This is a genomic window from Pseudomonas sp. ArH3a, assembly GCF_022648765.1.
Taxonomy (GTDB): Bacteria; Pseudomonadota; Gammaproteobacteria; order Pseudomonadales; family Pseudomonadaceae; genus Aquipseudomonas.
Map to the genome: position 1 here is coordinate 4,967,365 of NZ_CP080330.1, position 26,615 is coordinate 4,993,979.

Below are 26,615 nucleotides of genomic sequence, written 5' to 3' on the forward strand. Positions count from 1 at the left end.
AAAACAGGCGCACTCGGGCATTCCCTCACTTTAGAATAGCGCCCGGTTAATCATCGGTTAATCAACGCCACACATTGTGTGCCTAACTTGCATCAAACTAAGGCGTGTCCATGCGGTATTTGTTTACCTTTCTGCTGGTGTTATTCGCGGGATTCGCCCAGGCCGCGCCGGGCAATCCATTCGAGACCAAACCCGACTTCCTCCCGGTGGGCAAAGCTTTCACCTTTACCTCCGAGCATCTTGAAAGTGGCGAGACCCAGCTGTATTGGCAGATTGCCGACGGTTATTACCTCTACCAGCAGCGCATGAAGTTCGAGGGCCTGGCCGAAAAGCCCGTATTGCCGCAGGGTGAAGCCCATAGCGACGAGTTCTTCGGTGAGCAGCAAGTGTATCGCCAAGGCCTGGAAGTGAAGATTCCTGCCGGCGCCACCGGCCAGATCAAACTGAGCTGGCAGGGCTGCGCCGATGCGGGGCTGTGCTACCCGCCGCAGTCGACCACCGTGGACCTGGGCGGCAACCCGGCCGTTGCCGCTACCGCCCAAGCCCAGGACGAGAGCCTGGCCAGCGGCCTGCAGCAGCGCAGCCTGGGTTGGAGCCTATTGGTATTCTTTGGCCTCGGCCTGTTGCTGGCATTTGCCCCGTGCTCGTTGCCGATGCTGCCAATCCTCGCAGGCCTGGTGGTCGGCAGTGGCGCCAGCCCGCGCCGTGGTTTTGCCCTGGCCAGCAGCTATGTGGTGTGCATGGCGCTGGTGTATGCGGCCCTTGGCGTATTGGCCGCGTTACTCGGCGGCAACCTCGCCGCACTGCTGCAAACGCCGTGGATTCTGGGCAGCTTCGCCGCGCTGTTTGTAATCCTTGCGCTACCAATGTTTGGTTTCTTTGAACTGCAACTGCCGACCTTCCTGCGTGACCGCCTGGACAACGTCAGCCGCCAGCAAAGCGGCGGCAGTTTGGTGGGCGCCGGCATTCTCGGTGCACTGTCCGGTTTGTTGGTGGGGCCGTGCATGACCGCGCCGCTGGCCGGCGCCCTGCTGTATATCGCCCAGAGCGGCAATGCGCTGCACGGCGGCTTGATCCTGTTTGCGATGGGCATCGGCATCGGTATTCCGTTGTTGCTGCTGGTGACCGTGGGCAACCGCTTCCTGCCTAAACCGGGTACTTGGATGAATGTGCTCAAGGGCGTTTTCGGCTTCCTGTTCTTGGGCACGGCGGTGCTGATGATTCGCCCGGTCGTCGGCGAAAGCCTGTGGCTCGGCCTGTGGGGCGCATTGGCGCTGGTGATGGCCTACTGCGGCTGGAGCCTGGCCCGCGAGTATGGCTTGGCGGCCAAGGTTTTTGGCGCTGGTTCCCTGGTGCTGGGCCTGTGGGGCGCCGTGCTGGTGGTGGGCGCAGCCGGAGGCAGCGACGACCTGTGGCAACCGCTGAAGGTCTACAGCGGCTCGCAGGTGGGCGCTGCACCGAGTGCCCATGACGCCTTCATGACCATCAACGACCCGGCCGCGCTGCAAAGCCAACTCGACAGCGCCAAGGCTCAGGGCCAATGGGTGCTTGTGGATTACTACGCCGACTGGTGCGTGTCGTGCAAAATCATGGAAAAACAGGTGTTCGGCAAACCCGAAGTGATGGACGCCCTCAAAGATGTGCGCCTGCTGCGCCTGGACGTCACTGCCGACAACGCCGCCAGCCGCGAGCTGCTCGGCCGCTACAAGGTGCCGGGGCCACCGAGCTTCGTGTGGATCGGCCCGGACGGTGAAGAACGCCGCGCCCAACGCATCACCGGCGAAGTGGATGCCACCGCCTTCCTGCAACGTTGGTTACAGACCCGGGACGCGCGCTGATGCTGACCCTGACCATCGGCACCTTCGCCATCGCCCTAAATCACATCCTGCTGATCAGCGCGCTGATTCTCGCCACCGTGGTGGGTTGGCGCGTGGCCAAGCACGGCGGTGAAAACCCGGAGTCAGTGCTTTTCAGCCTGTTCCTGCTGGGCATGCTGGTGGCGCGCATTAGCTTTGTATTGATGTATTGGAGCGACTACCGCCACGACCCGCTGCAAATGGTCGACCTGCGCGACGGCGGTTTTCTCGCCTGGCCCGGCGTGATCGCGCTGGTGCTCGGTGCACTGCTGTACGGCTGGCGCCGCCCTGCGCTGCGCAAACCGCTGAGCGCCGGGGTGATCACCGGGCTGCTGTTCTGGGGCATGACCAGTTTATCTCTGAGCCTTTACGACAAGGGCGCGCAACTGCCGGATATCACCTTGCGCAATGCCAATGGCGACGTGGTGCAACTGGCCGATTACAAAGGCGGCCCGCTGGTGATCAACCTCTGGGCCACCTGGTGCCCGCCGTGCCGACGGGAAATGCCCGTGCTGGAACGCGCACAGCAACAACGCCCCGACGTGACCTTCCTGTTCGTCAACCAGGCCGAAAGCATGCAAAGCGTCAGCACCTACCTCGCGACCCAAGGCCTGACTCTCGACAACATGCTGTTTGACGCCAGCGGCCGCCTCGGCCAGGCCGTGGGTTCCATGGCCTTGCCGACCACGTTGTTCTACCAAGCCGACGGGCGCCTGATCAACAGCCACCTCGGTGAGCTGTCCCAAGCCAGCCTGGCCCGTGCCATGGAACCCTTCGACACCGCCCCTGAAAGGAAACCGACATGCCTCGCCTCCGCCAACTGCTGACCCTGCTGCCGCTGACGCTCGCGGCCACCCTGGCCCAGGCCGAAGACTGGCCGGCACCGATCAAACAGATCGAAGCCAAAGGCGCCAAGATCCTCGGCAAGTTCGATGCCCCCAGCGGCCTCACCGGCTACGCCGCGCAGTACCAGAACCGGGGCATGGCCCTGTACCTGACCGCCGACGGCAAAAGCGTGGTCGCCGGCAACCTGTACGACGCCGACGGTAAAGACCTGAGCACCGCGCCCCTGGAAAAACTGGTGTACGCGCCGATGGCCAAGGAAGTCTGGGCCAAGATGGAACACAGCAACTGGATTCAGGACGGCGATAAAAACGCGCCGCGCACCGTCTACCTGTTCAGCGACCCTAACTGCCCGTACTGCAACATGTTCTGGGAACAGGCGCGGCCGTGGGTAAAAGCCGGCAAGGTGCAGTTGCGCCACATCATGGTCGGCATCATCCGCGAAGACAGCCCAGGCAAGTCGGCAGCCCTGTTCGCCGCCAAAGACCCGCAAAAAGCCCTGGAAGAACACGAAGCCGCCGGCAAAGGCAGCAAATTGCAGGCGCTGGACAAGATCCCGGCGGATATCGAAGCCAAACTCGATGCCAACATGAAGTTGATGGAAGAGCTGGAATTGTCGGCAACGCCGGCGATTTTCTACCTGGATGACAAGGGTGGGTTGCAGCAGCAACAAGGCGCACCATCGCCGGACAAGCTGGCGAAGATTCTGGGGCCGAAGTAATCGGCGTTTCCCTAAGACTGTTTCAGGCTTGCCCAACAGAAAACGAGCAAAGCAAATTCATAGAAAACCGCATGAAGATTTGAGCTTGACGCAAAAAATCCGATGCCCAAACAGGCATCGGATTTTGTTTCATAAAGCCAACGATCAGATCATAAACATAGCGGCTTGAGATCAGGCACGTCTGCCAGATGTCTCTTTGCGCTACTGCCGATTGGCGACTTCGAGATCCGCCTCATCCTCACCGAGGCCAGAGAGATGAGTGCCTTTGATCAACGGCCCATAACGGCGGCTGAATTCCCCGTTGTAGGGCACGTGGTCTTTGCTGATCCCGTTATCCCAATTCACCGACCATGTCATCAGGCCCTTGATCGACAACCCTTTGTCGTACAAACGCTTGAATGCATTGGTCACGGCTGCGGGGTTGATCACATAACCGGTGGCGGCTGCGTCGACGTTGGCCGGGAGGCCAATGACGAACTTGTCCGCCGGAATCTTGGTAAACCCTCGCGTTCCGCTCACCAGACTTTCGGTCAGATAAAACAGGAAATCCTCTTTCATCGCGTCGTTGTTCTGGGCAATCCAGGCACCGTTGCCGTTGTTGACCTCCTGCACCCAGATCCCGTCGCCCCCCTGGTTGTAATACTGCGGGGCAATGAAGTCGTAATAGCCTTCCAGCGCCTGGAGGTAACCGACGTATTTGCCGGCGGTGGTCAGGTAAGGAAACTCCGGCGCCATGCTGATAATGAAGTGTTTGCCTTCACCGGCGTAATGGTCCTTGACCAGTTTCAACGCGGCGGGCAGGACAGTCTTGTTGTCGGCGAAATCAATCGCGCTCTGTTCAAGATCGATGTCCAGGCCATCAAAGCCATAAGTTTCCACCAGGCGGATAATCTCGTTGGCCAGTGGCTGTTCGTTGCCTTTATGCAACTCGATGTGCGCATCGGCGCCGCCAAGGGAAATCAGCACCGCCCTGCCCTGGCTGTTTAGCACGCCCACCTGGCGGCGGAACTCGGCGTCGGACAGGTTGTACGGCTTGAACGTTGGGATACCGTTGCCTTTCATGAAGGCCACGGCCACCACGTTGTAATCCCTCGGCACGTCCGCCAGGCTCATATTGGCGAATTGGCCACGCTGGTAGCCGTCGCTCGCGCCGGCAGGCCAGTTGTGCCAGAAGCCCATGAGGATCTTTTTGCCGGCAATGCTCGGCATCAGCGAGGCGACATCGTTCAGCGGCGATTTCAGTAAGGTGAAGTCAATCTTTGACATGTTCTAATCCTTCAGAACGTATGGGTTTAACGGCGTGGGCTTATTTGAAGTCCACGTCGAAGGCTTGATAGAAGGCGTTTCCGGTGTTGGCGACGATCCACATCAACACGATCACATGCTTGCCCTTTTTGTTGGCCGGCAGTTTCACTTCGTGATTGACCTTGGCCTTCAGTTCACCTGCATGACTGAAGTACGGCACCTGGGTATAGAAGTCTTCGGCGAACGGCTGGGTTTCCAGTTGTGCGCGGGTGATGCGCTGTTTCGGATCCCAGCCATCCTTGGTGATCAGCCAGCGATAGCCACGGGTGGTGTGCGGCGCGGTGTATTCCCAGGTGACCTTGAAGGTCTGACCCGGGTCGACATTGAGCAGCGGCCAGGTGAAGTCGCGGCTGAGTTTCTTGGCCATTTCCTCGTTGGTGAAGTTGATGCAGTCACGGGCATCGGTCTTGCCGCCGCTGAGGATGAAGCCGTCGGCTGGTGGAGTGACGCTGTCAGTGTCGGTTTGATAAGGCGCCGGGAACGGACCGGCAATCAGTGCCGGAAAGTTCTTGCCGCCTTCCATTTCATTGACCTGCCAGGTAGCCAGCAGGCCGAGATCCACGGCGACTGCGCCACGGCTGGAAGGGGACGTGACACGACCATGGCGAAGAGGTGTCTGGGTTTGTGGTTTGTTCATTTGTTACTCCATTGAGATTGATTAAGAACTCTCCTTTCCTTAAGGAGAGAACCTCAAACTAACGGAGTTGCTTTTTTTTTCCACAGGCCCGTTTTTCACTCATTTTCTTCTCATGAGACGATAGACCCGCAAACACTGTATATAAAAACAGTATAATGGCAATAACCTACGCTACCAGGGGTCAATTTCCTACAATTCAAGGCGCAAATAGACACAGCGTCTCTCGCAAATCGCCTTAGCCCGTTCGTAAGTGATGGCCCTCTGCACGTGATGAGGCATTGGCCTGGCGGCGAGAAAGAATTTCTAGGGAGCGTTCTCAATCAATCAGATGTGCTGAAAGCCACCCTCACCACCTGGCCCGAGCCACGCATGAGCCCGATGGGCTTCTGCGACTTCGAACGGTTACTGACAGGAAAAAGATCTGTCCCCGCGCCAGGGCACCCTCGTCGATGCCACGATTATTCATGCTCCCAGTTCAACCAAGAACGAGGGAGGCCAGCGTGATCCTGAGAGGCATCAGACCCAAAAAGGTAACCCGTGCCACTTTGGAATAAAGGCCCTATCAGCGCCGATGTGGATTCTGCGTTAAGCAACGCTGAAAGTCGTTTGCGTTTCGACTAACAGCACGCTCACCGCCAGTTGTTCCACGTTTGCTTAAAGCCCCTCCAACTCCGCCATCAAATCACTCAACCGATCCACCTTCTCGGCGCTGATTTCATTCGCCGCCAACCCCTCGATGTACTCGGCCAACTCCGCCACCGTGCTGCACTCAAACATCGCCCGCAACGGTACATCTCGCTGCAGGTTTTTCTGCACGCGGGAGGCAATCTGCGTGGCCAGCAACGAGTGCCCGCCCAACTCGAAGAAGTTGTCCTGCACGCCTACTCGCTCAACCTTGAGCACCTCAGCCCAAATGGCAGCCAAGGTGGTTTCCAGCTCGTTGCGCGGTGCCAGGTAGTCCTGGCTATGCAACTGGCCGATCTCCAGGGCTGGCAGGGCCTTGCGGTCGAGTTTGCCGTTGGCGTTCAGCGGCAGGCGCTCGAGCCATAACCAGTGCAGCGGCACCATGTATTCCGGCAGTTCAGCGCGCAGGCGTTGCTTGATGCGGTCGAGGCGATCACTTGGGTTCAACACGTCGTCCGCCGCCACCAAGTAACCCACCAGATGCTTGCCGTTGACGCCTTCCTGCACCCCCACCGCCGCGTCACGCACCTGGGGCTGTTCATGCAGGCGCGCTTCGATTTCACCCAGCTCGATGCGGTAGCCGCGAATCTTCACCTGATGATCGATACGGCCCACATATTCCAACACGCCATCGCTGCGCCGACGTGCCAGGTCGCCGGTGCGGTAGAGACGCTCGCCCGGCTCGCCGAACGGGTTGGGCACAAACACCTGCGCTGTACGCAGCGGATCGCTGACGTAACCACGGCCCACACCGGTACCCGCCACGCACAACTCACCCACAGCACCTTGTGGCACCAACTCCAGTGCGCCATCGAGCACGTACAACCGGTTGTTGTCGGTCGGCGTACCAATCGGCAGATAAGTGCCACGGGTAGACGCCAGGTCGACACGGAAGAACGCCACGTCGTCCGAACATTCCGCCGGGCCGTACGCGTTGACCAAGCCAATTTCTGGATAACGCAGCAACCATTGGTGTGCCAGCTCCGGCGGCATCGCTTCGCCCGTCGGCAACATCCAGCGCAGGCCGTCCAGGCTCATGCGCTCCTGGGCGAGCATGCCCTGGATCAGCGACGGCACGCTTTCCAGCACGGTTATGCCTTGGGCCTGCACATGCGCCAGCAACCCCTGCGGATCATGCGCAATAGTGTTCGGCACGATATCCACCCGCGCGCCGAACAGCGGCGCGGCGAGGAATTGCCACACGGAAATATCGAAGCTCTGCGAAGCCGTCTGGGCGATTACATCCGCCGGGCTCAGGTCCAGGTACGGCACCTTGCTCAATTGGTTATTGAGCATGCCGCGCTGTTCGACCATCACGCCTTTGGGCAGGCCGGTAGAACCCGAGGTGTAGATCACGTAGGCAAGGTTGTCCGGGCCGCTGTAGATCCCTGGATTTTCCCCACGGCCCGGCACTTCCTCCCACACCAGTAACTGGCAGTCGGTGCCTTCCAACAACTCAATCGCCTGCTCGCGGCACGCTTCAGTGCACACCAGCAACGGCGTGCGGCTCAGGTCAATAATGCGGCTCAGGCGCTGGCTTGGCAGGCCCGGGTCCAGCGGCAAGTAACCGGCGCCGGCCTTGAAGCTGCCGATGATCATGCCCAGCAGATCCAGGTTGCGCTCGGCCAGCAACGCCACCGGTTGATCCAGGCCGACACCCGCCGCAATCAGCGCGTAACCCAGGCCGTTGCTGCGCCGGTTCAACTCGTCATAGGTCCATTGCTGGTCAAGGCAACTGGCGGCGATGCGCTGCGGATGCTCGGCCACCTGCGCTTCAAACAGCTCGACGTAGCTGCGCTCCAATGGGTAGGCGTGCTCACTCTGGTTGCAGCCGTCCAACAGGAATTCACGCTCTTGCTCGCCGATCAGCGGCAGGTCGGCCATGTCGCCATGGAAGCCCTGCACCAACGCCAGCAACAGCCGCTTAAACTCACCGAGCATGCCTTGCACGGTGGTTTCGTCGAAGTAACGCTGGTCGTAGGACAGGTGCAAACCGAGGTCATCGCCCGGGTAGCACACCGCGGTCAGCGGGAAGTTGGTGTGGGTGCGGCCGGAATCCGAGGTGGCGTTCAGGCGTTGCGCGCGGTCCAGCACCGAGACTTCCACCGGCGCGTTCTCGAACACGAACAGGCTGTCGAACAGCGGCTGGCCCTTGGGCAACTCGCTGTGTTCCTGAATAGTCACCAGTGGCAGGTATTCGTACTCGCGCAGCTGCATGTTGCTGTCGAGCAAGCCACTCAACCACTGGCGTACGCTGCAGTGCTGATCGTCTTCAGGCAGTTTCACCCGCAGCACAATGCTGTTGATGAACAGGCCGACGGTGCGTTGCATCTCGGGCATTTCCACCGGGCGCCCGGCCACAGTGACGCCAAACAACACGTCACGCTCCCCGCTCAAGCGACGCAGCACCAACGCCCAGGCCGCTTGGGCGAAGGTGTTGACGGTCAGTTGATGGGCCTGCGCCAATTCACGCAGTTGCGCACCGTCGCGGGCATCCAGGCGGGTGTAGCAGTCGCCCACCACCATGCCGCCGCTGTGACCTGCGTGTTCACGCAGAAACGGCCGGTCGCTCGGGATCGGCGTGGTGCGCTCGAAACCTTGCAAGTTCTGCTGCCACCACTGGCGCGCTTCGGCGAGGTTCTGGCGTTGCAGCCAGGCGATGTAGTCGCGGTAGCGCGGCGGCGTGGCCAGTTGCGCTTCGCGACTTTCGCTCAGGGCCATGTAGATATCAAAGAAGTCATTCATCAGCAGCGAACGGCACCAGGCATCAATGAGGATGTGGTGGTTGCTCATCAAGAACCAGTAGCGCGCTTCGCCGACGCGGATCAGGCGCAGGTGGAACGGCGCTTGGTTGAGCAGATCGAAACCGGCTTCACGCTCGGCCTTGAGCAGCGCTTGCAGACGCGGCTCCTGTTCACTTTCCGGATCGGCGCTCCAGTCCAGGTACTCAATCGGCGTGCTGCCCGGTTTGTGGATCACTTGCAGCATGTCTTCGCCGACGTTCCAGCAGAACGACGCACGCAAGGCTTCGTGACGGGCGATCACCGCCTGCCAGGCCTGGGCGAAACGCTCGGGGTCCAGCGCGCTGTGGATGCGGTAACGGTCCTGCATGTAGTAAAGGCCGGTGCCCGGTTCCAACAGGGTGTGCAGCAACAAGCCTTCCTGCATCGGCGTCAGCGGGTAGACGTCTTCGATGGTGCCGGCCGCAATCGGCAGGCTGTCGAGTTGTGCTTGGCTCAGGTGGGCCAGCGGGAAGTCGGAAGGCGTGAGGCCGCCGGCATCGTCCTTGAGGCAGTGGGCAATCAGGCTTTGCAGTTCGGCGAGGTAGGCATCGGCCAGCTCGCTAATGGTCTGCTGATCATGGCGCTCGCGGCTGAAGGTCCAGCGCAGCACCAATTCACCCCCATACACTTGGCTGTCGACGCTCAACGCGTTGGGCAGCGGCGCATCCGGGTCATGGGCCAGGCCGGCCGACTCATCCAATGGATGGAACAGCGCATCGGCGCCGAAGCTCTGGTCGAATTGGCCGAGGTAGTTGAAGGTGAGGTCGGCGCTTGGCAGGGCGGCCATGGTCTGCTGGCACAGATCGTCCGCCAGGTAACGCAGCACGCCGTAGCCCAAGCCTTTGTGCGGCACGCCGCGCAGTTGCTCCTTGATCGCCTTGATCGACGCGCCCTGCTCTGCTTGCGGTGTAAGACGCAGCGGATAAGCACTGGTGAACCAGCCGACGCTGCGGGTCAGGTCGATGTCATCAAACAAGGTTTCACGACCATGGCCTTCCAGCTGAATCAGCGCTGAATCGTGCCCACTCCAGCGGCACAGCACGCGGGCCAAGGCCGTCAGCAGCAGGTCGTTGACCTGGGTGCGGTAGGCGCTTGGCGCCTGTTGCAACAACTGGCGGGTGTGTTCGGCATCCAGGCGCACGCTGACGGTGTCGGCATCGCGATTGCGCCGCGCGCCGTTCGGGCGATCCACCGGCAATACCACCTGCGGGCCGGCCAACTGGTCTTGCCACACAGCCAACTCTTCGCGCAGGGATTCGCTGCTCGCATAAGCCTGCAAGCGCGCAGCCCAATCGCGCAAGGCGCTGGTCTTGGCCGGCAGGCTCACGGACTGACCATCGCTCAACTGGCGGTAAACCGTTTGCAGGTCTTCGAGCAACACGCGCCACGACACGCCATCCACCACCAGGTGATGAATCGCGATCAGCAGGCGTTGCTGACCTTGCGGGCCGTCCACCAGCAAGGCGCGTAGCAGCGGGCCGTGTTCAAGGTCGAGGCTGCGTTGGGTGTCGGTGAACAGCGCGCTGCACTGCTGCATATCGCGCACTTGCGCCTGCATCAGTACGCCGCCTTGCGGCACGGCCAAATGCTCGGCGTGCCATTGGGCGTCGCGCGGGGTGAAGCTCAAGCGCAGGGCGTCGTGGTGCTCCAGCACCGCCAACAGCGCTTGCTCCAGGCGATGAGGTTCGAGCAGTTGCAGCGGTTTTAGCAGCAACGCCTGGTTCCAGTGCTGACGATTAGGCATCTCGGTATCGAAGAACCAATGCTGAATCGGCGTAAGCCCTGAGCTGCCAGTCAGCACGCCTTGCTCGGCGGTAACCTGCTCGGAACGTGTGGCCACGCCAGCCAGGGTTTGCACGGTCTGGTGCTGGAATAAATCGCGCGGGCTGAAGTGAATTCCAGCTTGCCGCGCGCGGCTGACTACTTGGATCGACAGGATTGAGTCGCCGCCCAGTTCAAAGAAATTATCGTCCAGGCCGACTTGCTGCACGTTCAATACGGCGCACCAGATCGCGGCCAGGGTGTGCTCCAGCTCATTGCGTGGCGCCACGTATTGTTGGCGATTCGCCTCCGGGTCCGGCTGCGGTAAGGCACGACGGTCGAGCTTGCCGTTGGCGGTCAGCGGCATGCTGTCCAGCACGATCAAGTGCGCGGGCACCATGTAGTCCGGCAGTTGCGCCTTGAGGTGTGCCTTCAGCGCCTCGCGCAGGGTGCCGTGGTCGGCGTCGCTGACCAGATAGGCCACCAGCTGTTTGCCGCTGGGTGATTCCAACGCCAGCACCACCGCTTCGCGCACCGCTGGGTGTTCCAGCAGGCGGGTTTCGATTTCGCCCAGCTCAATACGGAAACCGCGAATCTTCACTTGATGGTCGACACGGCCCAGGTACTCCACCAGGCCATCGACGCGTTGGCGCACCAGGTCGCCGGTGCGGTACAAACGCCCACCCTTCGTGGCAAACGGGTCGGCGACAAAGCGCTCCGCGGTCATGCCCGGGCGCTGGTGGTAACCCTGCGCCAGACCGGCCCCGCCGACATACAACTCGCCGGTCGCGCCTTGCGGCACCAGCGCCAGGTCGGCGTCGAGAATGTAGGCCACACGCGCGCCGATGATGCTGCCGATCGGCACGCTGGCGGCGCCCTCTTCCAACTGCTCCGGCGCCAGGCTGGCCAGCGGCATGACCACGGTTTCGGTCGGGCCGTAGGCGTTGAAAAACACCTCGGGGTTGAACGCCGCGCGGATACGCTGCAAGTGTTCGCCGGTCAGCGCCTCACCGCCGGTGATGCACATGCGCACCGGCAAGGTCTGGTGCTGGGTCGCCAGCCATTGCGCCAACTGGCTGCCGTAGCTTGGGGTAAAGCCCAGAATATTGATGCGATGGGTGCGGATCAGCGCGCAGATTTCTTCGGCATCCCACTGGCCCTGGGCTCGTAGAACCACCTGCGCACCGCTGAGCAGCGGCACCAGCAAACGCTCGGTGGCGGCGTCGAAGTTGATGGAATAAAAGTGCAGTTCGCAGTCATCCGGGCGCATGCCGAAACGCTCGATCACCGCCTGGCAATGCATGGCGATTTCACCGTGGGACACCACCACGCCTTTGGGCTTGCCGGTGGAGCCGGAGGTGTAGATCAGGTACGCCTGGTGTTGCGGCAGGTTGATGAAGGGCAGCTCGTTGGCCGGGTAATTGGCGAGCACCGCAAGGTCATCTTCCAGGCACCAACACGCCACCGTCGCCGGCAGTTCACCGAGCGCTTCAAACATCGCCGCGTCACTGAGCAGCAGGCCGATGCCGCTGTCTTCGATCATGTAGTGCAAGCGGTCCAGCGGGTATTCCGGGTCCAGCGGCACATAGGCACCGCCGGCTTTGAGGATCGCCAACAGGCCAATCACCATTTCCAAAGAACGCGGCAGCGCCAGGCCAACACGTACTTGAGGGCCGACGCCGCGCTCGCGCAGCATCCAGGCCAGGCGGTTGGCGCGGGCGTCCAGTTCGCGGTAGGTCAGCGTCTCACCGGCGAAGGTCAGCGCAGGCGCATCGGGACGATTATTCGCCTGCTGGCTGAACAGCGGATGGATGCACTGATCGAGGCGATGCTCACCGGCCTCGACACCCAAACTGTTTTGCAGCGCACGCTGCTCGGTCGCCGTCAGCAGCGGCAGTTCGCTGAGGCGCTGTTGCGGGTTGGCGATCAACGCCTCCAGCAGGTTGCGCCAATGCTCGGCCATGCGCGCAATGCGCGGTTCGTCAAACAGGTCGGTGCTGTAGGTTAGGCAGCAACCCAGGCGATGGTCGAGGTCGGTGACTTCCAGGTTGAGGTCGAACTTGGTTGCACGTGCATCGTTGGCCAGGTACTCGACAGTCATGCCGGCCAGTTGGCGGCTCTGCTGGAATTCCCAGCGCTGCACGTTGCACATCACCTGGAACAGCGGGTTGTACGCCGCGCTGCGCGGGGGTTGCAGGGCTTCCACCACGTGGTCGAACGGCAGGTCCTGGTGGGACTGGCCTTCAATCACGGTGTGGCGCACGTGCTCGAATAACTCCCCCACTTTCATCTGCCCATTGAGCTGGCAACGCAGCACCTGGGTGTTGAGGAAGGCGCCGATCAGCCCTTCGCTTTCCGGGCGAATCCGGTTGGCCACCGGCGCGCCGATGCGCAGGTCGGTCTGGCCGCTATAACGGTAGAGCAACACGGCCAGGGTGGCGGTCATGGTCATGAACAGGGTCAAGCCACGCTCGGCATTGAAGGCACGCACGCGGGCGGCCAGTTCATCGCTCAGGTCGAAGCGGTACAGCTCGCCCTGATGGCTTTGCACCGGCGGGCGTGGGCGATCGGCGGGCAGTTCGAGCAGTGGATGCTCATGCCCAAGCTGTGCGATCCAGTAATCCAGTTGGCGCTGACGCTCACCGGACTCCAGCCACTGGCGCTGCCACACGCTGTAGTCGAGGTACTGCACCGGCAACGGCGCCAGCGGCGAGTCGCGCTCGTCGATAAAGGCTTCGTACAGCGCGCCGAGTTCACGCGCGAAGATGTCCATCGCCCAACCTTCGGTGACGATATGGTGCAGGGTCAGCACCAGGTAGTGTTCCTGCTCGCCGGCCTTGACCAGGCATGCGCGCAGCAGTGGCCCGGTTTCCAGGTTGAAGGGCGTGTGGGCTTCGTGGTCGGCAAGCTGTTGCAGACGCCGCTGGCGCTCGGTGTCGTTCAGCGCCGAGAAGTCCTGCCAATCCATGCGCAGGCCGGTTTGCGGCGCGACCTTTTGATAAGCCACGCCGTCGACGCTCGGGAAGGTAGTGCGCAGGGTTTCGTGGCGCATGATCAAGGCTTGCAACGCGGCCTCGAAACGCCCCACATCCAGCACGCCGCGCAGGCGCGCCATGCCGCCGACGTTGTAGGCCGGGCTGTCCGGTTCCATCTGCCAGAGGAACCACATGCGCTGCTGCGAATAGGACAGCGGCACCGGCGCGCTGCGGTCGACTTTGGCGATGGCGGTTTGCTGGTTGCGCTGGCCCGAGGCTTGGATCAGCCCGACTTGCTCGGCAAACGCGCCCAACTCGCTGGCTTCGAACAAGGTGCGCAATGGCAACTCGACGTCGCAGGCCTGGCGGGTGCGCGAGATGATTTGCGTGGCCAGCAACGAGTGGCCGCCGAGGGCGAAGAAGTCGTCGCTCAAGCCAATACGTGGCAGGCCGAGGACTTCGCGCCAGATCGCCGCAATCTGCTGCTGCAACGGCGTTTCGGGTTCGATGTGTTCACGGGTTTGCCACACCGGTTCGGGCAATGCGCGACGGTCGAGTTTGCCGCTGGGGCTCAGGGGCATGGCGTCCAGGCGCATCAGTTGCGCGGGCACCATGTACTCCGGCAGCTCGGCGGCCAAGGCGGTTTTTACCGCTTGTTCGTCCAACTCGGTACCGGCGGTGTAATAGCCGATCAACTGCTGCTCGCGCACCAGCACCACGGCCTGGGCGATGCCGTCCATGGCCAGCAGGCGCGCTTCGATTTCTTCCGGTTCCACACGAAAGCCACGCAGTTTGACCTGCTGATCAAGGCGGCCGAGGTATTCGAGCACGCCGTCAGCGCTCCAGCGCACACGGTCACCAGTGCGATACAGGCGTGCGCCCGACTCGCCCAGCGGGTCGGCGACAAAACGTTCGGCGGTCAGCCCGGCGCGGCCGAGGTAACCACGCGCCAGGCCGATGCCGCCGATGCACAGTTCGCCCGGCACACCGGCGGGCAGTGGGTTGAGGTGTTCGTCCAGCACACGGCAGGTCACATTGCCCAGCGGCCGGCCAATCGGCGAGCGCTCGCCATCCTCGGCGTTGCATTGCCAATGGGTGACGTTGATCGCGGTTTCGGTCGGGCCATAACGGTTGTGCAGTTGCACTGCCGGCAGGCGTGCCAATACGCGGTTGCGCAACTCGGTGGGCAAGGCTTCGCCGCCGGAGAACAGGCGGCGCAGGCTGGTGCATTCGGCCACCAACGGCTCATCGATAAACAGCTGCAACAGCGGCGGCACAAAGTGCAAGGTAGTCACGCCGTGCTCCTGCACCAACTGCGCGATGCGGTGCGGGTCGCGATGCTCGCCGGGGCCGGCCAGCACCAACCGGCAACCGGTGATCAGCGGCCAGAAGCATTCCCACACCGACACGTCGAAACTGATCGGCGCCTTTTGCATCAGCACATCGGTTTCGTTGAGTTGATACGTGGCCTGCATCCACTGCAAGCGCTCGGCCAGTGCCGCATGGGTATTGCCCACGCCTTTGGGCTGGCCAGTGGAGCCGGAGGTGTAGATCACGTAGGCGAGGTTATCGCCGTGCAAGTGCAGACCCGGCGCCTGGGTCGGCCAACTGTCGAGGTGCAGGCTGTCCATCGCGATCACGCACACGCCTTCGGTGGCCGGTAACAGCTCCAGCAGCGAGGTTTGGGTCAGCAGCAGGTGTACGCCGCTGTCCTGAAGCATGTAGGCCAGGCGGTCGGCGGGGTAATCCGGGTCCAGCGGCACGTAGGCGCCACCGGCCTTGATGATCGCAAGCAAGCCGATCAACAGTTGCGGCGAACGCTCGGCGGCGATGGCCACGCACACATCCGGGCCGACGCCTTTGTCACGCAGGTAATGGGCCAGGCGGTTGGCCTGGGTGTGCAGTTGAGCGAAGGTCAGGCTGGCGCCCTGCCAGACCAGTGCGGTGCTGTCCGAGGTGTGCCGGTTAAGTAACTCGGGCAACCACTGCTGCGCGGGCACGCACGGCGCTTCGCTCCACGGCTGCTGCTCGTCGGTTTGCATCAGCTTCAGGTCGCCGATGGCCTGTTGCGGTTGCTCGCAGACGGCGTGCAGCAGGTTGATGAAGTGCTCGGCGAGACGCTGAATGGTTGCACTGTCGAACAATTCATCGGCGTAGTCGAACGACAGGCTCAGGCGCCCGTTGCGGTCTTCTTCGCTGTGCAGTTGCAGGTCGAACTTGGCCTCGCGGCTGTGCCACGCCAGCTCATCGGCGAGCATCCCCGGCAGGCGGCGCAAGGCACTCAAGTCGCGCTGCTGGTGGTTGAACATGACCTGGAACAGGCCTTGTTCACGGGCTTGCGGGAAGGCTTCCAGCAGTTGTTCGAACGGCAGGTCCTGATGGGCCTGGGCACCCAACGCCGTTTGGCGGGTTGCAGCCAACAGCTGGTTGAACGGCAGTCGCCCATCCAGCTCGGCGCGCAGCACCAAGGTGTTGATGAAGAAGCCGACCAGGCCTTGGGTTTCCTGGCGCGGGCGGTTGGCATTCGGCACGCCGATGCGAATATCACGCTGGCCGCTGTAGCGGTAGAGCAGGCTTTGGAACGCCGCCAGCAGCAACATGAACGGTGTGGATTCGTTGGCCTGGGCGGTCTGGCGAATCGCGGCACTGAGGCCTGCATCCAGGCGCACGCTATGGCGCGAGGCGCTGTTGCGTTGCTGCGCCGAGCGCGGGTGGTCGGTGGCCAGGCTCAGGGTTGGATGCTCCTCGCCCAACTGCGCTTTCCAATACGCCAATTGCCGCTGGCCTTCGCCTTCTGCCAGCCATTGGCGCTGCCAGTTGCCGTAGTCGGCGTATTGCAGGGCCAATGGCGGCAGCGCCAGGGTTTGGCCCTGGGTCGCGGCAGCGTACAGGCGCGAGAATTCATCGATAAGGATATTCAGCGACCAACCGTCGGCGATGATGTGGTGCAGCGTGACCAACAATTGGTGCTCTTCATCGTCCAGACGTACCAGGGTCACCCACAGCAGCGGGCCTTTTTCCAGGTCGAAGTGGGTGCGCGCTTCGTCTTCGCGGATCTGTTGCGCGCGCGCTTCACGCTCGGCGGCGGGCAGGTCGCTGAGGTCGATGACGTGCAGGTCGAATTCGATGCTTGCGTCCACACGCTGGAAGGCCTGGCCGTCGCGCTCGTAGAAGCGGGTACGCAGGGCTTCGTGGCGCTGGATCAGGCGCTGGAAGCTGGCGCGCACCGCGTCTTCGTCCAGCTCACCGCGCAAGCGCAAGGCGCCGGGGATGGTGTAGGCGCTGCTCTGCGGGTCGAGTTGCCAGGTGATCCACAGGCGATTTTGTGCCAGGGATTGCGGCAGGTCGTCTTGGCGCGACAAGGCATGAATCGCGCCTTGAGCGATGCCGCCGTCCTGCTGCAATTGCGCGACGTTTGCGGCAAAGCTCGCAAGCGTCGGCGCTTCGAACAGCATGCGCAGGTTCAGCTCCAGGCCCAGGGTTTCTCGCAGGCGCGCAACCACTTGGGTGGCGGTGATGGAGTTACCGCCGAGCAGGAAGAAGTGGTCATCGCCCGCGACAGTTGCGACCTGCAACTGCTCGCACCAGATCGCTGCGATCTGGCTTTGCAGTTCGGTTTCCAACGCCGCATCGCTCGCTTGCACGTGCAGGTCGGGGAACTGCGCATAGCTGTCGAGGCTGCCGTCGGCGTGGCGAAGGGCACACGCCGAGCGCTGCACCTTGCCGCTGGACGTCTTGGGCAAGGCGCCGGGGTTGAGCAATACAACCACGCTCGGGGCTTGTTGATAGGCCTCGGCCACGGCCTGGCGGATAGCTTTGATCAGCGCTTCGGGTGGCAGGATTTTCTGCACGCTGCGGCTGATTTCGGCGGCGATGCCGATGCCTTCCAGGCCCTGATCATTCACGGCAAAGGCGGCGACGCGGCCCTTGCGCACCACTTCCACTTCGCGCTCGATGGTCTGTTCGATGTCCTGGGGATACAGGTTGTGGCCGCGCACGATCAGCAGGTCTTTCAGGCGACCGGTGATGTACACCTCGCCCTCGCGGATAAAACCCAGGTCGCCGGTGCGCAGCCAGGTGCGGCCGGCCTGTTCTACGAACGTCTTGGCAGTGGCCTCAGGGTTGCGCCAGTAGCCGTGGGCGATGCTCGGGCCGGTGGCCCACAGCTCGCCGACGCGGTTATCCGGCAGCTCGTTCAACGTGTGCGGGTCGGCAATCAACACCGCGTGTTCCGGCTGGCAGGTGCCGCAGCTCATGATCGCGCTGCCCTGCCCCGGCTCGGCACGATTCGCCGCCAGCGCTTGTTCGTCCAGGCGCAAGGCCGGGATGCCGTGGCCACGGGTGCCGCCGGCGACAAACAGGGTTGCCTCGGCCAAGCCGTAGGAGGCGAAAAAATTGTTCGAGGTGAACCCGCAGGCCGCGAACTTCTCAGCGAAGCGTTCCAGGGTGTCGAGGCGGATCGGTTCGGAGCCCGAATACGCCACGCGCCACTTGCTCAAGTCCAGGCGTTCCAGGGCGGATTCGCTGACCCGCTCGCTGCACAGGCGATAAGCGAAATCCGGCCCCCCGCTGATGGTGCCGCCGTATTCGCTGATCGCTTCGAGCCAGCGCAATGGCCGTCCGAGGAAGTAAGCCGGCGACATCAACACACACGGCACGCCGCTGAAGATCGGTTGCAGCAGGCCGCCGATCAGGCCCATGTCGTGGTACAGCGGCAGCCAGCTGACGATCACGTCATCCGGGTTGAGGTCGATGCCGAAGCCGCGACGGATCAGCACTTCGTTGGCCACCAGGTTGCCGTGGCTGACTTGCACACCTTTGGGCAATGCGGTGGAGCCGGAGGTGTATTGCAGGAAGGCGATGTCGTCGGCGTGTAGTTCGGGTTCGACCCAGCCGTCGGCGATCTGCGCATCCAGGGTGTCGACGCTCAGCACCGGCGGTGCGTTGTCGATCTGTGACAGGCCGCCGCCGAGGCTGGCGATGGTCAGCAGCAGGCGAGGTTCGGCATCGGCGATGATCGACAGCAGGCGCTCCTGGTGATGCCGACGCGTGGATTCGGGCGGATAAGCCGGCACCGCGATGACCCCGGCGTACAGGCAACCAAAGAACGCCGCGACGTAGTCCGCGCCGCTGGGGAACAACAGCACCGCGCGATCGCCCAACGCCGCGTTGGCCTGCAAGGCGGCGGCGATGGTGCGGGCGCGTTGGTCCAAGTCACGGTAACTGAGCACGACGCTGTGCTCGGCCGACTCGGCGAGGAAGCGCAGGGCTACCTGATCCGGGGTCTGCGCGGCACGACGTTGAAGGGACTGGACCAATGTGCGGGGAAGTTCGAAGGCGTCCATCATGGGGTTCCTGCCTGAAATCGGCTTACGGGAAAATCGAGAATTAGAGAGCGCTTAGCCGGCGGCCAGTGGCCGCGCCGCGCCATTGCGCCAGCGCGCCAGGTGTTCGTCGGCATAGCGCCGCAGGCAGCGCAGCACGGCACTTTCGTGCTGCACGAGGAAGAAGTGGTGACCATCAAACATGTCCAGGGAAAAGCCGCTGGCGGTGTCGGCCTGCCAGTCGAGCAACTGCTCGGCGCGCACGCTGTCTTGCTTGCCGCCGAACACATGGATCGGCATGCCCAGCGGCTCGCGCTGGCCGTAGGTGAAGCTGCCGCAGAGCAGGAAGTCGGCGCGCAGAATCGGCAGCATCAACTGCATCAGCTCGGGGTTGGCCAGGGCTTCTTCGGCAGTGCCTTGCAGTTCGCGCAGGCGGGCGATCAGTTGTTGGTCGGTCTTTGCGATGGCGTATTCGCTCACATCACGGCGCGCCGGGCCGGCGGTGCCAGAGGCGAATAAAGCCAGTGGCGCAGGCACGCCGCGCTCATTCAGTGCGTGGGCCAGTTCAAATGCCAGCAAGCCGCCGAGGCTGTGGCCGAACAGAGCATAGGGGCCGCTCAGGTCACGGCTGATCTCATCCGCAAGCTGCGCTGCCAAGGCCTTGATATCGCGCTGCAACGGTTCATCCATGCGCATGCCACGCCCCGGCAACTCCAGCGGGCACACGTGCAACCAATCCGGCAAAGCCCGGCGCCAACGCGCATAAACCATGGCGCTGGCCCCCGAATAGGGCAGGCAAAACAGGCGCAGTCGCGTGGAGGCACTCATCAATTTAGGTCTCCAAACAAAAACACGCTGTATGCACGATACAAACCCATGTCGTCCTCCTGCGGGCGCTGATCCTTGGCCGTTTGTTAACGGACCTGTCACCCATGAGAACGGACGGAGCGGGCAAATAATTAGTCGCGGGAGAGGAGCGAGACGCGGTTCACACCTTCCAAACAGGCATAAGATTAGTTCGCCTTCTCATTTGACAATCATTATCATTAAGCATAATTTGTTGCCCGATGTGTAGGAGGCCTCAGCAAGGATGCCCTCCCCTAACTCTTTTGCGACAAGGTGATTTCCATGACGGAACAAGTATCCACAGGCAGGTGCGACTCACCGCTTCTCCAGGCATTCGTCGACAATCGTTTGATTCTGGTGAAGATCGCGGCACGCATTACCGGCTGCCGCTCGCGTGCCGAAGACGTCGTGCAGGACGCCTACTTCCGGCTGCAATCGGCGCCGACGATCACGTCATCGTTCAAGGCCCAATTGAGTTATCTGTTCCAGATCGTGCGCAACCTGGCGATCGATCACTACCGCAAGCAGGCCCTGGAGCTCAAATACTCCGGGACGGAAGAGGAAGGCTTGAATGTGGTTATTCACGGCGCATCACCGGAAACCTCCCACATCAACTTCAACACCCTGGAAAACATCGCCGACGCCCTGACGGAGCTGCCACAACGCACCCGCTATGCGTTCGAGATGTACCGCCTGCACGGCGTACCGCAAAAGGACATCGCCAAGGAACTCGGTGTGTCACCGACCCTGGTGAACTTCATGATTCGGGATGCGCTGGTGCATTGCCGCAAGGTGTCGGGCAACCACAGCGATACGTTTGCGCGCAGGGTTTGATTGATCAAAGAGTGAACAGGCTTGTTGTGGCGAGTGGGCTCGCCACAGGAGCCCTCTTCAACACATAGACCTCAGCGCATCGACGTCACATCAATGCGATACGGCTCGAAGATCTTCAACATCTGCCCATTATCGCGCAGGCGCTTGAGCAACTCGGCAAACGCCGCCCCGGTAATCGGTGCCTTGGGCCGCAGCAACGCGTAGTGGTGATACACCTGGTCAATACGCTCCGAGACCAGGAACTGCCCGGCCATGTCCGCATTGCGCACCATGAAATCACTCAAGTACGAACGCGTGACCAGCGCGATATCGGCACGCCCACGCGCCACCATCAGCAAGTTGCTGTCATGGGAATAAGTCAACGTGGCGTTGAAGTGTTCGGCCATGTACTTGGGGTCAGGATTGAAGTTGGCGAAGGCGTAGTGATAACCGCTGAACAAGGCCAGGCGCTTGCCGTTGAGGTCGGCGAAATAGTGTTGGTCGCGACCGGCCCCACGCTGGGCGACGAAGATTTCCGCGTCTTCCAGGCCCATGTCCACCGCGGTATGCGCAATGTTCTGCCAGCCCCAGTCGGGGTTTTCGAAGATCGCCATGTCGACCCGGCCTTGCTCGAAATCGCGGAAGCGCCGTGGAATGGAGGTCGGCACCAGCACAAACTGGTAGTCGGTTTGCGAGGCGTTCAGGGCTTCGACCAGTTGCGGCAGTAAACCGGTGTCGGCGCCTTGCTCAGGGCGTACGGTGTAGGGCGGGAAATGCGCGGCGCCGATCCTCACCAATTGCGCAGCCGAAGCCGGCACACCCCACGCGGTGCCCAGTGCCCATATAGTTAGTCCTGCAGCCAGCCGCGATGGCGAAAACATTGAGACACACACCGTTTAATACTCTGATGGCGATAAGCTAGGCGTTTTTGTCAGGTGAGACAACTTTCCATCGGCAAATTAATGGCTTGCACCTCAATCGGCCTTCAGCACCATCAGCAGGGCTTCTTCGGCCAATTGCTCCAAAGTCAGGCTGCCTTGGGCGCGAAACCAAGTGGTGGTCCAAGACAACGCACCGGTCAGGAAGCGCCGGGTGATAAACACATCGCCCCTGATGTAACCGGCGGCCTTGGCCTCGCCCAGCACCTGCAGCCAGATCTCTTCATACACGTCACGCAGCGCCAGCACCTGGGCCTGGCCGTCGGCCGACAGTGAGCGCCATTCGTAGACCAACACCGCCATGGCTTCGCCGCTGCCGCCCATGATCGACTGCAATTCGCAGCGGATCAGCGCCAATACACGCTCACGCACGGTGTTCGCTTCTTCCAACGATGCTCGCATCATCGCCGTGTTGTAGTGGATGGTTTCCTCCATCACCGCGCGCAGGATCTCGTCCTTGCTCTTGAAGTGATGAAAGATGCTGCCGGACTGAATGCCCACCGCGCTGGCCAGGTCACGTACGGTGGTACGCTCAAAGCCTTTGTTGCGAAACAGGTGAGCTGCGGTTTGCAGCAATTTGCCCCGGGCACTGTCGGGGTCGGTCAATTGGCCGCCGTCGACCATGGTGCGCATCACCCGTAGGGCTTTCTGCTCATCCATGCCTCTCTCCTTCACGTGTGCTGACGTCTTGGGCGGCAATTTAGGCCGTGGCCGCCAGCCAAGCAAGCGCTTGGGCAAAACTTATGCGCCCAGTTTACAAACCAAGCGCTTGCTTGGTAGTCTCGGCACCAGCCATTAGAGGAAGGATTTCTCATGAGCAAGACGGTTCGTATCGGCTGCGCCAGCGCCTTTTGGGGTGATACCTGCACCGCTGCCGCCCAATTGGTGCACGGCGGCGCGCTGGATTACCTGGTGTTCGACTATTTGGCAGAAGTCACGATGTCGATCCTCGCCGGTGCGCGGATGAAAGATCCCCAGGCCGGCTACGCCACCGATTTTGTCGAGGTGCTCACGCCGCTGCTGGGCGATATCCAACGCCAGGGCATCCGCGTGATCAGCAATGCTGGTGGCATCAACCCGCAGGCCTGCGCCGCCGCCCTGCAAGCGGCCTGCGATAAGGCGCAAATCCCGCTGAAAATCGCCGTACTGTTGGGCGATGACCTGCAACCGCAGCTCAAGCACCTGCACGGCGTCACCGATATGTTCAATGGCGCGCCGCTGCCGCCGATGTGCGTCTCCGTCAACGCCTACCTCGGCGCGCCAGGCATTGCCGCCGCGCTGGAACGGGGCGCAGACATCGTCATCACCGGCCGCGTGGTCGACAGCGCCGTGGTCAGCGCCGCGCTGGTGCATGCATTCAACTGGTCGTGGCAAGACTACGACCGCCTCGCCCAGGCCGCACTCGCCGGGCATATCATCGAATGCGGCGCGCAGTGCACCGGCGGCAACTTCACCGATTGGCGCGACGTGCCGGACTACGAGCACATCGGTTTCCCCATCGTCGAGGTCAGCGCCGACGGCCAGTTCACCGTCAACAAGGTCGACGGCACGGGTGGGCTGATCAGCGAACTCAGCGTGGCCGAGCAGTTGCTGTATGAGATCGGCGACCCGCGCGCCTACTTGCTGCCCGACGTGATCTGCGATTTCAGCCAGGTCAAATTGCAGCAGCAAGGTAAACACAGCGTGCGCCTGCACGGAGCCAAGGGTTTGCCGCCGACCAATCAATACAAGGTCAGCGCCACCTACCCGGACGGCTTTCGTTGCACCGCCAGTTGCCTGATCGCCGGGATCGACGCGGTGGCCAAGGCCGAGCGGGTCAGCCAGGCGATCATCAACAAGACCTCGGAACTGTTCAGCCAGCGCGGCTGGGCGCCTTACACCGAAGTGAACATTGAATTGCTCGGCAGCGAAGCCACCTACGGCGCCCACGCCCAACGCCAGGACTGCCGCGAAGTGGTGGTCAAACTCGCGGTGCGCCACCCGAGCAAACAGGCGCTGGTGCTATTCGCCCGCGAGATCGCCCAGGCGGCGACCGGCATGGCGCCTGGGCTGACCGGGATCGTCGGTGGACGGCCGACGGTGTATCCGCTGATTCGGCTGTTTTCGTTCCTCGTTGATAAATCCTCCTGCGAGCTGGTGATCGACCTCCAAGGCCAGCACCACCGCTGTGAACTGCCAGTGGCCGATGCACTGCGCACCCCGGCCGCGCCGATTGATCCGCCCAAGCCCCAGGGCCGCGCCGATGCCAGCGTGCCGCTGGTGAAACTGGCCGTGGCACGCTCCGGCGACAAGGGCAACCACAGCAATATCGGCGTGATCGCCCGCCACCCCGACTACCTGCCGTGGATCGCCGAAGTGCTGACCCCGCAAGTGATCGTCGACTGGATGAGCCACGTGCTCGACCCCGTCCACGGCCGCGTCGAGCTCTGGTACTTGCCCGGCAGCCACAGCCTGAACTTTCTGCTGGAAAACGCCCTGGGCGGCGGCGGTATCGCCAGCCTGCGCATCGACCCGCAGGGCAAAGCCTTCGCCCAGCAACTGCTGGAAATCCCCATTGCTGTGCCGCAACACATCGCCGATCAATTCAAATAAAGGAGCGTTGCCGTGGCCTTCGCCTCAATCTTCAAAAGCGACCTGTTCCAAGGGCAAACCGTGATCGTCACCGGTGGCGGCAGCGGCATTGGCCGCTGCACCGCGCATGAACTGGCGGCCCTCGGCGCCCGTGTGATCCTGGTGGGCCGCAAGCCGGAAAAACTGCAAGCGGTGGCGGCGGAAATTGCCGAAGACGGTGGCACGGCCCATTGGCAGGCCTGCGATATTCGCGATGAAGAGGCGGTGAAAGCGCTGGTGGCACAGGTCATTCACGCACACGGGCCGATTCACGGGCTGGTGAATAACGCGGGCGGCCAATACCCATCGCCCCTGGCCTCGATCAACCAAAAGGGCTTTGAAACCGTACTGCGCACCAATTTGGTCGGCGGGTTCCTGATGGCGCGGGAAGTGTTCAACCAGTCGATGAGCAAGCACGGCGGCGCCATCGTCAACATGCTCGCCGACATGTGGGGCGGCATGCCCGGCATGGGCCACTCGGGCGCGGCGCGCTCAGGCATGGACAACTTCACCAAGACCGCCGCGTTCGAATGGGGCTATGCCGGGGTGCGCGTCAACGCCGTGGCGCCGGGCTGGATTGCCTCAAGCGGCATGGACACCTACGAAGGCGCGTTCAAGGCGGTGATCCCGACCTTGCGTGAACACGTGCCGCTCAAGCGTATCGGCACCGAATCGGAAGTCAGCGCGGCCATCGTGTTTCTGCTCAGCCCCGCCGCCGCCTTCATCAGCGGCAGCACCTTGCGCATCGACGGCGCCGCCAGCCTGGGCAGCCGCGCCTGGCCATTGCCCAAAGCGCAGCCGCCGAGTGAACCTTTCAATGGTTTTCACCGCGCTTACCTGCCGGATGTACTCAAGGTGGAGCAATAAAGCATGCCGGTGATTGAAAGCTTGATCGACGCCCACAGCCCGCAGTTCGCGCAAAACCGCGAAGCGATGCTGGCTGCCATCGCGCAGCTGCGCCAGCTGGAACACACCCTGCTGAGCAAGGCACAGGAAGCTAAACCCAAGTTCGACAAGCGCGGCCAACTGCTGCCGCGCGAGCGCCTCAACCTGCTGCTGGACCCCGGCGCGCCGTTCCTGGAACTGGCGAGCCTGGCCGGCTACAAACTCCACGACGACAAAGATGGCAGCGCGGCCGGCGGCGGCTTGATCGCCGGCATCGGCTACGTCAGCGGCGTGCGCATGCTGGTGGTGGCCAATAATAGCGCGATCAAGGGCGGCACCATTTCCCCCACGGGGCTGAAAAAATCCCTGCGCCTGCAACAGATCGCCATGGAAAACAAACTGCCGGTGGTGACCCTCGCCGAAAGCGGCGGCGCCAACCTCAACTATGCCGCCGAGATTTTCGTCGAAGGCGCGCGCAGCTTTGCCAACCAGGCGCGCATGTCGGCCATGGGCCTGCCGCAGATCACCGTGGTGCACGGCTCGGCCACGGCGGGCGGTGCGTATCAGCCGGGGCTATCGGATTACGTGGTGGTGGTGCGCGGCAAGGCCAAGCTGTTCCTCGCCGGGCCGCCGCTGCTCAAAGCCGCCACTGGTGAAGTGGCGACGGATGAAGAATTGGGCGGCGCCGAGATGCATGCGCAAACCGCCGGCACGGCCGAATACCTGGCCGAAAACGATGCTGATGGCGTGCGCATCGTGCGCGAAATCGTCAGCCTGTTGCCTTGGGATGATCGCCAGCCACCTGCGCCGCAACGAGCTTACACTGCGCCGCTGTATCCCATCGAAGAGCTGCTGGGGCTGATCCCCGACGACCCGAAAAAACCCTACGACGTGCGCGAAATCCTCGCGCGCCTGGCGGACGGCTCCAACTTTCTCGAATTCAAGGCCGAGTTCGATGCCCACACCGTCTGCGGCCATTTGCATATCCAAGGCCGTGCCGTTGGCGTGATCGGCAATAACGGCCCGATCACACCCAAAGGCGCAAGCAAGGCCGCACAGTTTATCCAGCTGTGCGACCAGAGCCGCACGCCGCTGCTGTTCCTGCACAACACCACCGGTTTTATGGTGGGCACCGAGTCGGAGCAGCAAGGCGTGATCAAGCACGGCGCGAAGATGATCCAGGCGGTGGCCAACGCGCGGGTGCCTAAACTCACGGTGGTGGTTGGCGGTTCTTACGGCGCCGGCAACTATGCGATGTGCGGCCGTGGCCTGGACCCGCGCTTTATCTTCGCCTGGCCCAACAGCCGCACGGCGGTGATGGGCGGCGCGCAAGCGGGCAAGGTGCTGCGTATCGTCACCGAGGCCAAACAACTCAAGGAGGGTTTGGTGCCCGACCCCAAGGTGCTGGACATGCTCGAGCAGGTCACTGCGCAGAAGCTCGACAGCCAGTCCACCGCGCTCTATGGCAGCGCGAATCTGTGGGACGACGGGCTGATCGATCCACGCGATACCCGCACGCTGCTGGGTTACCTGCTGGATATTTGCCATGAAGCCGAGGTGCGGCAGTTGCAGCCCAACAGCTTCGGTGTAGCGCGCCTTTAACGTGATCGTTCCCACGCTCCACGTGGGAATGC

At 62.4% G+C, this 26,615-nt stretch carries 12 protein-coding genes and 2 pseudogenes; 8 read left to right on the forward strand and 6 right to left on the reverse strand.

Translation table 11 applies throughout. From position 1 onward, the window contains the following. Positions 1–110 precede the first annotated feature (110 nt). Genes dsbD through dsbG form a run of 3 tightly spaced genes read left to right on the forward strand, consistent with a single transcriptional unit; the run spans position 111 to position 3,420 of the window. Positions 111–1,838 carry a protein-disulfide reductase DsbD gene (gene dsbD, locus K0P33_RS22685; RefSeq protein WP_242151556.1) on the forward strand — a complete coding sequence of 576 codons (1,728 nt, stop codon included), beginning with the start codon at positions 111–113 and terminating at the stop codon, positions 1,836–1,838. Beyond that, complete coding sequence (locus tag K0P33_RS22690) at positions 1,838–2,683, forward strand: TlpA disulfide reductase family protein (RefSeq protein ID WP_094950791.1); 846 nt, start codon at positions 1,838–1,840, stop codon at positions 2,681–2,683. Before dsbD ends, K0P33_RS22690 begins: the two co-directional genes overlap by 1 nt. Continuing rightward, positions 2,659–3,420 (forward strand): thiol:disulfide interchange protein DsbG, encoded by a 762-nt coding sequence (gene dsbG / locus K0P33_RS22695; RefSeq protein WP_242151558.1) that lies wholly within the window; start codon positions 2,659–2,661, stop codon positions 3,418–3,420. Before K0P33_RS22690 ends, dsbG begins: the two co-directional genes overlap by 25 nt. Positions 3,421–3,687: 267 nt before the next feature. Here dsbG and K0P33_RS22700 read toward each other — a convergent pair. Further along, positions 3,688–4,686 (reverse strand): annotated as a pseudogene (locus K0P33_RS22700) (chitinase); the annotation flags it as partial. A gap of 40 nt (positions 4,687–4,726) precedes the next feature. Further along, positions 4,727–5,362: a lytic polysaccharide monooxygenase auxiliary activity family 9 protein gene (locus K0P33_RS22705; RefSeq protein ID WP_094950788.1), complete on the reverse strand. Its 636-nt coding sequence runs from the start codon at positions 5,360–5,362 to the stop codon at positions 4,727–4,729. Positions 5,363–5,759: 397 nt separating this feature from the next. Between K0P33_RS22705 and K0P33_RS22710 the strand changes: the two are divergent. Then, positions 5,760–5,921: pseudogene (locus tag K0P33_RS22710) on the forward strand (IS5/IS1182 family transposase); the annotation flags it as partial. A gap of 95 nt (positions 5,922–6,016) precedes the next feature. On the opposite strand, the gene K0P33_RS22715 reads toward K0P33_RS22710, so the two are convergent. Both K0P33_RS22715 and K0P33_RS22720 read right to left on the reverse strand, forming a co-directional pair. After that, positions 6,017–18,913 carry a non-ribosomal peptide synthetase gene (locus K0P33_RS22715; protein WP_242151561.1) on the reverse strand — a complete coding sequence of 4,299 codons (12,897 nt, stop codon included), beginning with the start codon at positions 18,911–18,913 and terminating at the stop codon, positions 6,017–6,019. Positions 18,914–18,964: 51 nt separating this feature from the next. After that, complete coding sequence (locus tag K0P33_RS22720) at positions 18,965–19,717, reverse strand: alpha/beta fold hydrolase (protein ID WP_242151564.1); 753 nt, start codon at positions 19,715–19,717, stop codon at positions 18,965–18,967. Positions 19,718–20,017: 300 nt separating this feature from the next. Between K0P33_RS22720 and K0P33_RS22725 the strand changes: the two genes are divergently transcribed. Beyond that, positions 20,018–20,569, forward strand: coding sequence for an RNA polymerase factor sigma-70 (locus tag K0P33_RS22725; protein WP_027603895.1), 552 nt, complete (start codon positions 20,018–20,020; stop codon positions 20,567–20,569). A 71-nt stretch (positions 20,570–20,640) separates the two neighbouring features. Here K0P33_RS22725 and K0P33_RS22730 read toward each other — a convergent pair whose 3' ends face one another. Together K0P33_RS22730 and K0P33_RS22735 are read right to left on the reverse strand one after the other, a co-directional pair. After that, positions 20,641–21,429, reverse strand: coding sequence for a transporter substrate-binding domain-containing protein (locus tag K0P33_RS22730; protein ID WP_242151567.1), 789 nt, complete (start codon positions 21,427–21,429; stop codon positions 20,641–20,643). 93 nt (positions 21,430–21,522) lie between these two features. Continuing rightward, positions 21,523–22,146, reverse strand: coding sequence for a TetR/AcrR family transcriptional regulator (locus K0P33_RS22735; RefSeq protein ID WP_094950784.1), 624 nt, complete (start codon positions 22,144–22,146; stop codon positions 21,523–21,525). A 153-nt stretch (positions 22,147–22,299) separates the two neighbouring features. Between K0P33_RS22735 and K0P33_RS22740 the strand changes: the two genes are divergently transcribed. Genes K0P33_RS22740 through atuC form a run of 3 tightly spaced genes read left to right on the forward strand, consistent with a single transcriptional unit; the run spans position 22,300 to position 26,583 of the window. Next, complete coding sequence (locus K0P33_RS22740) at positions 22,300–24,078, forward strand: acyclic terpene utilization AtuA family protein (protein WP_242151570.1); 1,779 nt, start codon at positions 22,300–22,302, stop codon at positions 24,076–24,078. Between the two features lie 12 nt (positions 24,079–24,090). Then, positions 24,091–24,963 (forward strand): SDR family oxidoreductase, encoded by an 873-nt coding sequence (locus K0P33_RS22745; RefSeq protein ID WP_094950782.1) that lies wholly within the window; start codon positions 24,091–24,093, stop codon positions 24,961–24,963. 3 nt (positions 24,964–24,966) lie between these two features. After that, positions 24,967–26,583, forward strand: coding sequence for an acyl-CoA carboxylase subunit beta (gene atuC, locus K0P33_RS22750; RefSeq protein ID WP_242151573.1), 1,617 nt, complete (start codon positions 24,967–24,969; stop codon positions 26,581–26,583). The last annotated feature ends 32 nt before the right edge of the window (positions 26,584–26,615 follow it).

Excerpts from the sequence above, each read along its gene's own strand:
- K0P33_RS22705 (WP_094950788.1), bottom strand. The coding sequence starts at position 5,362 with ATGAACAAACCACAAACCCAGACACCTCTTCGCCATGGTCGTGTCACG.
- atuC (WP_242151573.1), top strand. The coding sequence starts at position 24,967 with ATGCCGGTGATTGAAAGCTTGATCGACGCCCACAGCCCGCAGTTCGCG.
- dsbD (WP_242151556.1), top strand. The coding sequence starts at position 111 with ATGCGGTATTTGTTTACCTTTCTGCTGGTGTTATTCGCGGGATTCGCC.
- K0P33_RS22735 (WP_094950784.1), bottom strand. The coding sequence starts at position 22,146 with ATGGATGAGCAGAAAGCCCTACGGGTGATGCGCACCATGGTCGACGGC.
- dsbG (WP_242151558.1), top strand. The coding sequence starts at position 2,659 with ATGCCTCGCCTCCGCCAACTGCTGACCCTGCTGCCGCTGACGCTCGCG.
- K0P33_RS22690 (WP_094950791.1), top strand. The coding sequence starts at position 1,838 with ATGCTGACCCTGACCATCGGCACCTTCGCCATCGCCCTAAATCACATC.
- K0P33_RS22715 (WP_242151561.1), bottom strand. The coding sequence starts at position 18,913 with ATGATGGACGCCTTCGAACTTCCCCGCACATTGGTCCAGTCCCTTCAA.
- K0P33_RS22730 (WP_242151567.1), bottom strand. The coding sequence starts at position 21,429 with ATGTTTTCGCCATCGCGGCTGGCTGCAGGACTAACTATATGGGCACTG.
- K0P33_RS22720 (WP_242151564.1), bottom strand. The coding sequence starts at position 19,717 with ATGAGTGCCTCCACGCGACTGCGCCTGTTTTGCCTGCCCTATTCGGGG.
- K0P33_RS22725 (WP_027603895.1), top strand. The coding sequence starts at position 20,018 with ATGACGGAACAAGTATCCACAGGCAGGTGCGACTCACCGCTTCTCCAG.
- K0P33_RS22740 (WP_242151570.1), top strand. The coding sequence starts at position 22,300 with ATGAGCAAGACGGTTCGTATCGGCTGCGCCAGCGCCTTTTGGGGTGAT.